Origin of the sequence: Pantoea sp. EA-12 (assembly GCF_030053355.1) — a bacterium.
Classification (GTDB): domain Bacteria; phylum Pseudomonadota; class Gammaproteobacteria; order Enterobacterales; family Enterobacteriaceae; genus Pantoea; species Pantoea vagans_C.
In genome coordinates, this window is sequence record NZ_JASGBY010000001.1 from 405,895 (window position 1) to 418,664 (window position 12,770).

11 protein-coding genes are annotated in these 12,770 nt (G+C 52.2%); 6 read left to right on the forward strand and 5 right to left on the reverse strand.

What is annotated here, in order from left to right; translation table 11 throughout:
- Window position 1: 1 nt before the first annotated feature.
- On the reverse strand, window positions 2–406 hold the full coding sequence (locus QMZ30_RS01900; RefSeq protein WP_283226141.1) for a nuclear transport factor 2 family protein: 405 nt from the start codon (window positions 404–406) through the stop codon (window positions 2–4).
- Between the two features lie 221 nt (window positions 407–627).
- Between QMZ30_RS01900 and QMZ30_RS01905 the strand changes: the two genes are divergently transcribed.
- Window positions 628–966, forward strand: coding sequence for a winged helix-turn-helix transcriptional regulator (locus QMZ30_RS01905; protein ID WP_283226142.1), 339 nt, complete (start codon window positions 628–630; stop codon window positions 964–966).
- A 247-nt stretch (window positions 967–1,213) separates the two neighbouring features.
- On the opposite strand, the gene QMZ30_RS01910 is transcribed toward QMZ30_RS01905, so the two are convergent.
- Entirely contained in the window at window positions 1,214–1,423 is a 210-nt protein-coding gene (locus tag QMZ30_RS01910; protein WP_283226143.1) for a hypothetical protein, read from the reverse strand.
- A 259-nt stretch (window positions 1,424–1,682) separates the two neighbouring features.
- Window positions 1,683–2,522, reverse strand: coding sequence for an AraC family transcriptional regulator (locus QMZ30_RS01915; protein WP_283226144.1), 840 nt, complete (start codon window positions 2,520–2,522; stop codon window positions 1,683–1,685).
- A 222-nt stretch (window positions 2,523–2,744) separates the two neighbouring features.
- Between QMZ30_RS01915 and QMZ30_RS01920 the strand changes: the two genes are divergently transcribed.
- On the forward strand, window positions 2,745–4,049 hold the full coding sequence (locus tag QMZ30_RS01920; protein ID WP_283226145.1) for an alpha-glucosidase/alpha-galactosidase: 1,305 nt from the start codon (window positions 2,745–2,747) through the stop codon (window positions 4,047–4,049).
- A gap of 90 nt (window positions 4,050–4,139) precedes the next feature.
- Entirely contained in the window at window positions 4,140–5,567 is a 1,428-nt protein-coding gene (gene melB, locus QMZ30_RS01925; RefSeq protein WP_349306821.1) for a melibiose:sodium transporter MelB, read from the forward strand.
- A gap of 7 nt (window positions 5,568–5,574) precedes the next feature.
- Here melB and QMZ30_RS01930 read toward each other — a convergent pair whose 3' ends face one another.
- Window positions 5,575–6,591 carry a zinc-dependent alcohol dehydrogenase family protein gene (locus QMZ30_RS01930; RefSeq protein WP_283226146.1) on the reverse strand — a complete coding sequence of 339 codons (1,017 nt, stop codon included), beginning with the start codon at window positions 6,589–6,591 and terminating at the stop codon, window positions 5,575–5,577.
- Between the two features lie 94 nt (window positions 6,592–6,685).
- Between QMZ30_RS01930 and QMZ30_RS01935 the strand changes: the two genes are divergently transcribed.
- The gene (locus QMZ30_RS01935; protein ID WP_283226147.1) at window positions 6,686–7,588 is read left to right on the forward strand and encodes a LysR family transcriptional regulator; all 903 of its coding nucleotides are present in this window, start codon (window positions 6,686–6,688) and stop codon (window positions 7,586–7,588) included.
- A gap of 48 nt (window positions 7,589–7,636) precedes the next feature.
- On the opposite strand, the gene QMZ30_RS01940 is transcribed toward QMZ30_RS01935, so the two are convergent.
- Entirely contained in the window at window positions 7,637–8,488 is an 852-nt protein-coding gene (locus tag QMZ30_RS01940; RefSeq protein ID WP_283226148.1) for a helix-turn-helix transcriptional regulator, read from the reverse strand.
- Between the two features lie 116 nt (window positions 8,489–8,604).
- On the opposite strand from QMZ30_RS01940, the gene QMZ30_RS01945 reads away from it, so the two are divergent.
- Together QMZ30_RS01945 and bamA are read left to right on the forward strand one after the other, a co-directional pair.
- Entirely contained in the window at window positions 8,605–10,014 is a 1,410-nt protein-coding gene (locus tag QMZ30_RS01945) for an MFS transporter (RefSeq protein WP_283226149.1), read from the forward strand.
- A 214-nt stretch (window positions 10,015–10,228) separates the two neighbouring features.
- A complete protein-coding gene (bamA, locus tag QMZ30_RS01950) occupies window positions 10,229–12,667 on the forward strand; it encodes an outer membrane protein assembly factor BamA (RefSeq protein WP_283226150.1) in 2,439 nt (812 codons plus the stop codon).
- The last annotated feature ends 103 nt before the right edge of the window (window positions 12,668–12,770 follow it).

The window sequence follows — 12,770 nt, forward strand, 5'->3', positions numbered from 1 at the left end:
GTTAAATGCAGGCCTCGGAGACTGCGTGGCTGTCTTCAAACATGCGAAAACGGGTAATGAGTCCATCTTCAACGTACATATCGAGTACAAATTCTGTTTCAATCAGCTTTCCTGTTTTTATCACGCGAGATGCAAGCTGGCCGATGGCAATAACTCGCTTATCTTTAAATAATATGTCATTAATTTCAAAGCGTTCTGATGATAGCTGCTCACGGATCTGTGCATAAAACTCTGCTGCACCTTTTCTTCCATGTTTGCGGCCAATCCAAGGAACCATCTGAGTGTTTCCTGCAACTAGCCAGTCTACATTTTCACTGACCAGTTCAGCTATGTCATGGACGTCTTCAGCTGTGGCGATACGATTAAAAAAATCTTCAGTTACTTCCTGCGGCGTGCGATATGTCATGATTTTCCTGCCTCATTAAAATTAAAAACAAGTCGTAGGCTAATTGATTTTCTTAAATATCAATCCAGTTGACCCACCTTCATATCAGCTGAGGACAGAAGTCAGCCTCTCTGATGACGTTTGGCTTCCCCGTCATTCTTCCCCAGTTGTTAAATAAAAAAACAGGATAACGGCATACTTTCATGCATACTAGTACCTACCAAAAGGTAAGTATGGAAATAATGATGAATAACGTCTGCGGCCTCGATGTGGCCTTGCATTACATTGGCGGGAAATGGAAACCCATTATTCTGTTTCATATGCAGTCTGGGCCTCACCGTTTCGGTGAGATTAAACGGTTGATTGGGGGCATCAGTGAGAAAGTCTTGATCCAACAGCTAAAGGATCTAACAGAGGATGGGATTTTAATCAGGCACGATTTCCAGGAGCTGCCGCCCAGGGTTGAGTACAAGATTACCGATTTCGGACGCTCGCTTGCTCGTGCATTGCAGCCGCTCTGCGAATGGGGAAATGCTAATCGCGCCAGTTATGTTACTGATGAACAGCAGCAAAAAGCCTGATGATCAGGCACAGCTTATAGCGGATGAACTTAGGGAGGCGAGTAGTGCTAAGCCTGCCCAGAAATGGGTATTTCCATTCACTTACCTACCCATTTGCATTTCTCTTAGCCATCTCTAACAGTAAATAGAGACAGGCTCCTTATCAAGTTGACCGGCAGCTGTGAGCGAACAACAGACGTTTGCTGATGATTACTTAGTATTTTTTGGAGCGTTACATTTCGGCGGCGAACTCGCCTCCGAGCGGCTTTCATGCAAACTTCTTCAGTATCCTGATCGCCAGATCCATGCCTTTCTCACGTTCTTCGCCGTAGTTGTTCCCGTCATGCTGTGCGTCCTGCATGACGTCGATAAGCGACTGAACGGAAAACTCACGTTTATTACCCAACACCTCGAGCACCGCGCCGCCGATCTCGTTACAGATGGCCTTTCCTTCAGCGAACTCATTCTTATCAGACATGATTTATCCCTCCGTCAGGTTTCGGGCACAGTCGCCCAGCCACTATATTTTAATATATAAGATCGTGTGCAACGTCCGCTCCTGGCACTAACCCGTCATTCCCTTCAAATTTTAAGCAACATCATCCGTTCCCTACCCGACGGAAAACAAACACCCCTCGCACCCAGTACAGAACCGCGTCTTATGGCGGCCCCAGAAATCGCATCCCCGAATGCACCGCGTACCCATTCTGCAACTGATACACCGCTAAAAATTGGTTTTAAAGTTCAATACACTCGCTATTCGGTGGATGGCGCTTACGCCATTCTGTCGGCGCCAGATCAAAGTACTGTTTGAAGGCGCGAGAGAAGTGCAGTTGGTCATTGTAGCCGACCGAACAAGCAATAACTTTAATCGGCAACGACGCATCCTGCAGCAGGTTCTTCGCCATACTCATGCGCACATTGAGCAAATATTGTTTGGGGCCAATGCTGAATGCTTTCTGAAACAGGCGGCTGAGATAGCTGCGGTCGAGACGACAATGGTTGGCAATGTCACCGATGTTGATCGGATTTTGGTAGTTACGTTCAATAAAGGTCGTGGCCTGTTCGAGATGCTTGTTGTCGCCATTTGAAGCAACAACATTGCCTTTGCCATGGCTGATTAAAGCATCAAATAACAGGCAGGTTAGCCCGGCAAGTTTAATCGGGCGCGTGGTGTCTTCGGCAATTAATGAGTCGAGAGTTTGCTTTATTTCACCACTGTCCTGCGAATTTTTTGCGGTCCATAGCGGATTCTCGCGGCGTAATCCGCACAGTTCAAAGGTGCGCTGCGCAATGAGGCCATCCACTTCCAGCCACATATATTCCCAGGGTGTTTTTTTATCCGCGATGTAAGTGGTAATTTGATGTGGATAAATTAAAAAAGCTTCGCCCGCAGTGACGTTCCAGCTGCCTTGTTCAGAGGTCAGGCTGCCTTTTCCTTTGACAATATAATGCAGCAAATAATGTTGCCGCACCGCTGGACCAAAACGGTGTGAGGAGGTGCAGGCTTCATGACCGAACTGATAAATATTAAGTCCAAAATGCAGCATGTGTTCCGGCAGTAAGTATTTCTCCATATCGCACCCGTTAACTTGACGTTTTACATGCCTTTGTAGCACACAAACCAGACGGCAGATGCGGCTTTAAAGCAAAGGGAAAGCATAGTGAGAAGCACATCACACTTTGTTATGCGTCGTTTTTTTCTGCCATAGCGATGTCACATTTATACATATCACTTCCTGCTCAGCGCAATTATGTTTAAGTCACTCAGTCGAGAATGACTTAATAAAGGTGATGAGATGAAAATAACGTTCATTGGAGCGGGAAGCACTGTTTTTGCCAAAAATGTGCTGGGCGATGTATTAGCAACGGGGAGTATCTCTGACACCGAAATTGCACTGTACGATATTGACGCGCAGCGGCTTGATGAATCTTACAAAATGCTGACGAATATTAATGCCAATATTAACGCAGGTCGTGCGCGCATTGAAAAATATGTAGGAGTAGAGCAACGTCGAGCAGCCTTAAATAAGGCGGACTTTGTTATTAATGCCATTCAGGTGGGGGGGTATAAACCGAGCACGCTAATTGATTTTGAGATACCTAAGAAGTTTGGTTTACGCCAAACCATTGCTGACACGCTTGGCATCGGCGGACTCTTCCGGGCGCTGCGCACCTTGCCGGTGATGTTTGATGTAGCGCGTGACATGGAAGAGGTCTGTCCAAATGCCTGGCTGCTGAATTACACCAATCCGATGGCGTCGTTAACTGGCGCGATGCTGCAACACACTGGCGTGAAAACCGTCGGTCTGTGCCATAGCGTGCAAGTGTGCGCAGAGACGTTACTGAAAAGCGTTGATATGCCGACCGATAACGTGGTGTTTAATATCGCGGGCATCAATCACATGGCGTGGCTGCTGGATATTCGCCGTAACGGCGAGGATTTGTATCCCGAAATTCGCCGTCGTTCGCGTGTGCTTAACACCAGGCACGATGACATGGTGCGCCATGAGATCATGCACCAGTTTGGTTATTACGTCACAGAATCCTCTGAGCATAACGCAGAGTACATGCCGTATTGGATCAAGCGTCATTATCCCGAGTTGATTGAACGCTTTAACATTCCGCTGGATGAGTATCCCCGTCGATGTGTTGAGCAAATTGACCGCTGGCATATGCAGCGTGAGCAGCTTACCAATAATGAAAACCTGACGCACACGCGCAGCCTTGAGTACGCGTCATACATTATCGAAAGCATGATGCTGGATAAGCCGTACAAAATTGGTGGCAACGTGTTGAATAACGGTCTGATCACCAATTTGCCGCGCGAAGCCTGCGTGGAAGTCCCCTGTCTGGTCGATGCGCAGGGCATTACACCGTGCTACGTCGGCGATTTGCCGCCGCAGTGCGCCGCGCTCAATCGCACCAATATCAACACGCAGTTACTCACCATTGAAGCCGCCGTGACGCGTAAAAAAGAGCATATCTATCACGCCGCGCTGCTCGATCCGCACACTTCCGCTGAATTGTCGATTGACGATACCGTTCGACTTTGTGACGAGCTTATCGCTGCACATGGCGATTGGTTGCCGTCATATAGCTGATTTCCCGTGTGTTTCAGGTAAATTACTCGCGCTGGCTGACAACTGCTTCATGGCTGTCGGTTGCAGCCACGCGCCGCAGGAGAGTGAACAATGAGTGTGTCTCTGAAAACGAAAATCAGCTATGGCATAGGTGCCTTCGGCAAGGATTTTGCGATTGGCATCATTTATATGTACCTGATGTTTTACTACACCGATGTGGCCGGTATTTCGATGGGTATGGTGGCGACCCTGTTTCTGGTCGCGCGTTTCCTGGATGCGTTGGCCGATCCCATCATGGGTTGGATTGTCGAGCGCACCCGCACGCGCTGGGGGAAATTCAAACCCTGGATTTTGGTCGGTACCCTGGTCAATTCAGTGATGCTGATTGCGGTGTTTAGTGCACATCACTTTCACGGTACCGAACAGATCCTGTGGATATGGCTGACTTATCTGCTGTGGGGATTCACCTACACCATTATGGATGTGCCGTTCTGGTCGCTGGTGCCGTGCATTACGCTGGATAAACGTGAAAGAGAAGCCCTTATCCCGTGGCCACGATTTTTCGCCAGCTGCGCAGGCTATTTAACCGGCGTGATTGGGCTGCCAGCCATTCGCTGGCTCGGTAATGGCAATCAGGGGGATGGCTTCCTCTTTTTCACCTACATCATCGTGTTCTTCTTCTTGATCTGCACCCTGGTGACGCTGATCAATGTGCATGAGCGCTATTCATCCGCTAATGCGGCGGCTCACGATGAAAAGCACAGCCTTGGCGCGGTGCTGCGCATGATTACCCGCAATCGGCCGCTGTTTGTGCTGTTGATTATGGCGCTGGCGTGGAATCTGGCTTACAGCATCATTAATGCGTTTGCCGTTTATTACTTTAAATATGTGTTTGATCGCGAAGATCTATTCCCGTGGTATATGGCGTTTGCAGGGGTCGCCAATTTGGTAACGATTGTGCTGTTCCCGCGTTTAGTACGCATCTTCTCGCGTCGCGTGCTGTGGCTCAGCGCGTCGGTGTTGCCGGTACTGAGCTGTATGTTGCTGGTGGCCATTGCCTTGTGGTCACCACAGAGCGCGGTGTTGATTTCCCTTTCTGGTGTGTTGGTGAACATTGGCAACGCGCTGTTCTGGGTGATGTTGGTGATTATGGTGGCGGATACCGTAGATTACGGCGATTACGCGTTGGGCGTGCGTATTGAAAGCATCGCTTATTCGGTACAAACCATGGTGGTAAAAGCGGGTGCGGCCTTTGCCGGATTGTTTATTGGCGCGATGTTGGGTCTGGTGGGTTATGTTCCTAATGCGGTCCAGACTGCGAATACGCTGTTCGGCATGCAAGTCATTATGGTGGGAGCGCCGCTGCTGTTCTTTGCCATCACCGTTTTTGTCTATCTGCGCTACTACCCGTTAGACGGGAAATTACTGGATGAAGTGCAGCATTGGTTGCAGCGCAAATATGGCGTAGAAACCGCCACAACAGCGCAGCCAACAGCAGGCGCTGCGCCAGTGGTACAGGAAGTGCGTAGCTCAACATAACGTAGGTTTAATGAGCATTCACACCCAAATCAATCACCACTTTCCCCACATGTCCGGCAGATTGCAGGTAGCGGTAGGCTGCCTGCGTCTCATCAAACGCAAATACACGGTCAATCTCAGGCACAATCCCAGCAGTTTCAACCGCTCTGACTGCTGCCCTCAGGTCCGCGGTCGAGCCAGTATTATTCCCGATAATGTTCAACATCTTCTGCATAATCGGCAGCACAGGAACGGTTAATTCCGCGCCGCCCACAAAGCCAATCACAAATATCGTGGCGTTATAAGCTGCGGCGGCGATCGATTTTGCAAAGGTTGCCGCGCCCACCGATTCCAGCACCAGATCTGCGCCTTGGCCTTGTGTTAAATCCAGCACGCGCTTATCCCATTCTGGCTCTTCGCGGTAGTTAATCCCCTCATCGGCACCCAACGCTTTCACTCTTGCCAGTTTCTCATTGGAAGAGGAGAGCATAATCACGCGCGCACCTGCCGCTTTCGCGTATTGCAGGGCAAACAGGCTGACGCCGCCGGTGCCCAGCAACAGCACTGTGCTGCCCGGCTGGACTTTGCCGCGTGTGATCGCGTTCCATGCCGTCGTGGCGGCGATCGGTAAGGTGGCGGCCTGCTGCCAACTGAGGAAATCAGGAATACGCACCAGAGACTCGGCTGGAACGATGGCGTACTCTGCCAGCCCGCCATGGTTGGTCACGCCGCGTAACGCGTGATGATGTTCAGCGCGAATTGCTCCGGCATGCCAGTGGTACATCATGCCCGGCACGACACGTTGGCCAACTTGCCAACCACTGACGCCTGCGCCTAATTCGACGATCTCTCCCGCGCTGTCTGCGCCGGGAATAATGGGTTTGGCGATGGCGCCAAACTGTCCGGTGGCCAGCGCTAAATCAAGATAATTGAGACTTACGGCATGCTGGCGGATCAGCACTTCACCAAAGCCTGGCTGCGGGCAGGGCAGTTCGGTCAGATTCAGTGCGTCGATGGATGGGGCGGTGAGTTGAATGGCTCGCATAGTGATCTCCTGTGTAATAAGTCCATCCAGTGTGGCGTGGAAATGGCGCTATAATCGATACCAAAACCAAATCAACGTTGCACAGGGAGCAATAATGCAGGATGACGATTTTCGCCAACGCGAAGCCTTTCTGGCCGTGGTACGTGCAGGCAGTTTTAGTGCGGGTGCGCGCGCGTTGGGGCGCGATGTTTCAGTGGTTTCACGGCGTATTGCGGCACTGGAAAAACGGCTAGGCATACGCTTGATTGAACGCACCACGCGACGCATTCGTCCCACGGAAGAGGGGCAACGTTATCGACAAAAAATTGAACTGGCCGATGAGCTGTTGTGCGAAGCCGAAGAAGAAGCGCGTCGACTGGCCGTGCGGCCAGCAGGCACGATCCGCGTTGCCATGCCCGCGGCTTTTGGCCGCTGCTGGGTCTCTCCCGCGCTACCGGAATTTCTGCAAACCTATCCGGATATTCGCCTGTGGTTAAACTGCAGCGATCACTATGTCGATTTGCTGGGTGATAACTTTGATATGGCGATCCGCATTGGCGTGATGGCCGATAGCCGCCTCATCGCGCGTAAACTGGCTGATACCTGTCGGGTGCTGTGCGTTGCCCCCGATTATCTGGCGCAGCATCCGCCTTTACTCAAACCGCAGGACCTGCGCGATCATGATTGCCTCGGTTTTACACCGATGCACAGTTGGCCGGAGTGGCGGCTGGTGAAGGAGGGACAACAGGTTTCAGTGCCCGTGAAGACCCGCTATGAAAGTGATGATATTGATACCCTGAAAGAGGCGGCGAAAGCAGGCCTGGGTGTTTTGATGGCCGCGAATTGGCTGGTGCAAAAAGAGTTGGCCGAAGGTTCGTTAGTCACCGTGATGACAGACTGGCAGCCCGCAGGAGAGGATGGCGTGTGGCTGGTGAAACCCTCCAGTCAGCTACAGTCGGCGAAAATCAGCGCGTTAACCGATTGGCTGGTGAAGTGGTTTTCGGTGCCACGCTGGTAAATTAAATGGTGGCCCCGGTACGCCCCCAGATGGCGTTGCGGGTACCGCCTACCCGATCAACCTCTGCAACGATACCGCACTCTTATCATCATCAGGCACATACACCAGCAAGCGATCGCCGTTGCGTGAGGCTGACCACCAGTTATTCTGGCGCAGCGTCATTTCGCCGACTTCTTCACGATAAAAACGCTTCACGCGGTTCTCGACCTGGCCCAATTCATAGCGCTGCCAAGTTTGAGCAAACTCATCTGAGCTATTCAACAGGCGGGCGAGGAAACTCTCCCAGTGAGGATCGCCCAAATGCTCTCCCATCTGCCCGCGGAACATCGCCACCATCTGTGGCATCACCTCATCCCAGTCATTCAAAGCCTTGCGCCAGCCAGGATGATTGAAGGCCAGCCAGATGCAGTTGCGATCCTCCACGGCGATCTCCGCAAGATCGACACCCATCAGTGCACACCATGCGGCGTTGTAGCCAAGAATATCGAAGCGCGGCGTTTCAATAATGGCGGGTAACTGAATGGCATCCAGCATCTGCTGATTGTGCGCCGCAATTTTGCAACAGGCAGCGGCAACGCGCACCGAAGGCAGCGAATGCCCCGCCAGAGAAAACAGATGCTGGGTTTCCACATCATTGCACTGCAATGCGGTGGCAATCGCCGTCAAGGTTTTGGGTGAAGCTTTGATATCGCGCCCTTGCTCCAGCCACGTATACCAGGTCACGCCCACGTCGGCTAACTGCGCCACTTCCTCGCGTCGCAAACCCGGTGTGCGGCGCTGGCGCATATGCGGTAAACCGAGGCGATTGGGGTCGAGGCTTTCACGACGCGTGCGTAAAAAAGTGCCCAACAGTTTGCGGTTATTCTGTTCAGCGGTGACGAACGCAGCAGCGGTGCTCATGAATGGATCTCCAGGCGAGACGGGTAGTATTTATACCATGATAAACAAAGACTGGTACCCGTTTAATTGTTAGGTGATGCTATGCCGTACTGCAACTAAAAACAAGGTTAAAACCGATGCACACATCGCAACTTCAACGCGCGGGACTGGTGGTCCTGCTGGCAGGGCAACTCTTGCCCATGATCGATTTTTCCATTGTTAATGTGGCGTTAGATGCCATGGCGCACACGCTGCGCGCCACCGCCATCGAACTGGCGTTAATTGTCGCAGTGTATGGCATTGCCTTTGCCATCTGCCTGGCGATGGGTGGACGTCTGGGGGACAACTACGGTCGGCGTCGCGTGTTCCTGGCAGGAGTATGGATCTTCGGTATTGCATCTTTATTATGCGGCATTGCCAACAGCGTCGGACTGTTGATGTTTGCCCGCGCACTGCAGGGTGTGGGTGCTGCATTTATCGTGCCACAAATACTCGCCACCATGCATGTCACCATGAAGGGCAGGGAGCACGCGCGCGCCATCGGGCTTTATGGCGGCATTGGTGGACTGGCCTTTATTATCGGGCAAGTACTGGGCGGATTTCTCATCAAAGCGGATATTGGCGGTTACGGCTGGCGCAGCGTCTTCCTGATTAACCTGCCAATTTGCCTGTTTGTGCTGATCACCGCCCGTCGCTTTGTACCCGAAACGCATAACAACCAGCGCGTGCAGGTGGATGTCAGTGGCACCTTGCTGCTTGCGGGGGCGATAGGCTGCCTGATGTTGGCGCTGGCGCTCGGTCCGCTGCTGCACTGGTCCTGGCCGTGCATTCTGCTATTAGTGCTGTTCCCGGTGCTGCTACACCGTTTGCGTCAGAGTTCGTTGCGTCTTGAAGCCAGTGGTGGTGCGCCCCTGTTGCCACCTTCACTGCTGCGTCTGCCGAGTGTGCGCTTCGGTTTAACCCTGGCGGTGCTGTTCTTCTCCTGCTGGAGCGGCTTTATGTTTGCGGTGGCGCTGACGCTGCAATCAGGCATCGGCCTGAGCGCATTCCAGTCCGGTAACGCCTTTATCGCTTTGGGGGCGGCCTATTTTATCGGTGCGATGCGTTCAACGCGTATCGTCGAGCGTTTTGGCAAACGCGCCACGCTGCTGACAGGTTGCGGCATTCAGATGATTGGCCTGTTGGCGCTGATCGCCACTTTCCAGCTTGCCTGGCCGAATGTTGGCGTGTTCACGCTGATCCCAGCCACCATCCTGATTGGCTTTGGTCAGTCATTTATCGTCAGCACTTTCTATCGTATTGGCATGAGTGGCGTACCACATCATCAAGCCGGCGCGGGGAGTGCCGTGTTATCCACGGTGCAGCAGTCGGCACTGGGGTTAGGCCCGATGTTGCTGGGTGGCGTGTTCACGCAAATTAATCTGCACGGTAACCATCTGGCGGCCATCTCGGGCACCTTGGGTGTCGAGCTATTAATGATGGTCTTGGTGGTGGTTGTCACTGGTTTTAACCGTCGGACTTTCCAGCCTGTCACAGCAGAAGGGTAATTCTTCTGGTGAGATTTAAGCAGGAGCCTTTCAGCTTATTGTAAGGTAAGCGAAAATCCGTAAGTCGCGCTGAATTTACCTTTGGCTCAGTGGTCTTTTTTCCGGAACATATCGCCGCAACTAACGGGCTGAACCGCGTGTTCAGCCCGTTTTTATGTGGTGCGGAAGACAGGCGTTTGAATCAGGCACAGGAAAAACGGCAGGCTCATAGCAGATGAAAAAGATGTTAACCGGGTTACTTTTCATGGTAACCACCACTGCCTTTGGTGCAGATGATTTCACCCTCAAAGACATACACTTTGATGGCTTACAGCGCGTTGCACCGGGTGCGGCGATGCTGAGTATGCCGGTGCGTGTGGGCGATCGCGTCAGTGATGATGATATTCGCAGCACCATCCGCGCACTGTTCGCCACCGGCAACTTTGAAGACGTTCAGGTCCTGCGCGACGGCGATGTCCTGCTGATCAAAGTGCGAGAGCGTCCGGCGATTGCCAGCATTTCGTTCTCGGGCAATAAAGCCATCAAAGACGACCAGCTGAAGCAAAACCTCGACGCATCAGGCGTCCGCGTGGGCGAAGCGTTGGACCGCACCACATTATCGGATATTGAAAAAGGACTGGAAGATTTCTACTACAGCGTCGGCAAATACACCGCGAGCGTAAAAGCGGTGGTGACGCCGTTGCCACGCAACCGCGTCGACCTGAAGTTCATCTTTACCGAAGGCGTCTCCGCTAAAATCCAACAGATCAATATCGTTGGCAATCATGCGTTCTCATCCGACGAACTGATTTCGCATTTCCAGCTGCGCGATGATGTGCCGTGGTGGAATTTGGTCGCCGACCAGAAATATCAGAAACAGAAACTGGCGGGCGATTTAGAAACGCTGCGCAGTTATTATCTTGATCGCGGTTATGCACGCTTTAATCTTGATTCGACCCAAGTGAGTTTAACGCCAGATAAAAAAAGTATTTATCTGACGGTGAATATTCATGAGGGCGATGTTTACCATATCTCCGACGTTATTTTAACCGGTGATATGGCGGGCCATTCAGCAGAAATTGAGAAACTTGCGCATATACCGGCAGGTTCATTATACAGCGGTGCCAAAATTACCGAGAACGAAGGGGCGATTAAAACTCTGCTCGGACGCTACGGTTATGCCTTCCCGCAGGTGAGCACCCAGCCGGAAATTAACGATGCCGATAAAACGGTGAAGCTGCATCTCAATGTGGATGCGGGCCGTCGCTTCTATGTGCGCCAGGTGAAGTTCTCCGGTAATGACACCTCGAAAGACTCCGTGCTGCGCCGCGAGATGCGTCAGATGGAAGGGGCATGGCTGGCGAGCGATCAGGTGGATCAAGGTAAGGCGCGACTCAATCGTACCGGCTATTTTGAATCCGTGGATGTAGATACCCAACGTGTGCCGGGCAGTCCAGATCAGGTTGATGTGGTGTACAAAGTGAAGGAGCGCAACACCGGTACCTTCAACGTCGGGCTGGGCTACGGCACCGACAGCGGCATCAGTTATCAGCTTGGCGTGAGCCAGGATAACTGGATGGGCACCGGTAATACGGTCGGCTTCAGCGGCACCAAAAACGATTACCAGACCTATGTGGAGATCTCCGCCACCGATCCGTATTTCACTGTGGATGGCGTCAGCCTCGGCGGCAAGCTGTTCTACAACGACTACAGCGCGGAAGACAACGACCTGTCTGAGTACAAGCTGAAAAGCCTCGGCGCCAGCAGTACCTTAAGCTTCCCGATCAGCGAAAACAGCAACCTCAGCACCGGGCTGGATTACAGCTATAACCGCGTCAGTAATATGGCACCGCAGGTGGCGATGTGGCGTTATCTCGGCTCGCAGGGCATCCATCCGAAAGTGATTGAAACGGATGACGACGATGATGATGACTACTCAACCAGCAGTGATAAATTCACCGCCAACGACTTCTTCTGGAATGTGGGTTGGGGCTATAACTCACTGGACCGTGGTTTCTTCCCGACATCAGGCGTGAGTGCTGGGTTTAACACCAAAGTCACAATTCCGGGTTCCACCAACAGCTATTACAAAACGACGCTGAATGCCAATGCCTATGTGCCCATCAGCAAAGACCATCGCTGGGTGTTAATGGGCCGCGCCAAGGCGGGTTATGCGGACGGTTTTGGCGGGAAAGAAGTGCCGTTTTACGACAACTTCTATGCAGGTGGATCCAGCTCAGTGCGTGGCTTCTCATCCAACACCATCGGTCCTAAAGCGGCGTACTACAGCTGCAGCGGCAGCGAGAGCAGCTATAGCGGTTGTGCGGTGAACAAATCGGACGATGCGGTGGGCGGTAACGCCATGGCGGTGTTGAGCACCGAGCTGATTGTGCCGACGCCGTTTGTTAGCGACCGTTACGCTGATTCGTTACGCACCTCGTTCTTCGTTGATGCCGGTACAGTTTGGGATACCAAATGGCAAAATACTGCCGCAACGGAAGCCGCAGGCGTGCCGGATTACGGTGATGCCACGAATATTCGTGTTTCCAGCGGTCTGGCATTGCAATGGCAATCACCACTTGGGCCTTTAGTATTCTCTTACGCCTTACCGCTGAAGAAATATGATGGCGATAAGTCGGAACAGTTCCAGTTTAATATCGGTAAGACCTGGTGATTTATATTATTTTGTTAACGTGCGAAGTAAGTTTTACGCTTTCTTTAAACCGCAATGACAGAATAAAATAGCCGGATCGGTAAAATAGTCAGGGTACGGTGCT

Coding starts and splice junctions, on each gene's coding strand:
- QMZ30_RS01900 (WP_283226141.1), bottom strand. CDS start 406: ATGACATATCGCACGCCGCAGGAAGTAACTGAAGATTTTTTTAATCGT.
- QMZ30_RS01905 (WP_283226142.1), top strand. CDS start 628: ATGATGAATAACGTCTGCGGCCTCGATGTGGCCTTGCATTACATTGGC.
- QMZ30_RS01910 (WP_283226143.1), bottom strand. CDS start 1,423: ATGTCTGATAAGAATGAGTTCGCTGAAGGAAAGGCCATCTGTAACGAG.
- QMZ30_RS01915 (WP_283226144.1), bottom strand. CDS start 2,522: ATGGAGAAATACTTACTGCCGGAACACATGCTGCATTTTGGACTTAAT.
- QMZ30_RS01920 (WP_283226145.1), top strand. CDS start 2,745: ATGAAAATAACGTTCATTGGAGCGGGAAGCACTGTTTTTGCCAAAAAT.
- melB (WP_349306821.1), top strand. CDS start 4,140: ATGAGTGTGTCTCTGAAAACGAAAATCAGCTATGGCATAGGTGCCTTC.
- QMZ30_RS01930 (WP_283226146.1), bottom strand. CDS start 6,591: ATGCGAGCCATTCAACTCACCGCCCCATCCATCGACGCACTGAATCTG.
- QMZ30_RS01935 (WP_283226147.1), top strand. CDS start 6,686: ATGCAGGATGACGATTTTCGCCAACGCGAAGCCTTTCTGGCCGTGGTA.
- QMZ30_RS01940 (WP_283226148.1), bottom strand. CDS start 8,488: ATGAGCACCGCTGCTGCGTTCGTCACCGCTGAACAGAATAACCGCAAA.
- QMZ30_RS01945 (WP_283226149.1), top strand. CDS start 8,605: ATGCACACATCGCAACTTCAACGCGCGGGACTGGTGGTCCTGCTGGCA.
- bamA (WP_283226150.1), top strand. CDS start 10,229: ATGAAAAAGATGTTAACCGGGTTACTTTTCATGGTAACCACCACTGCC.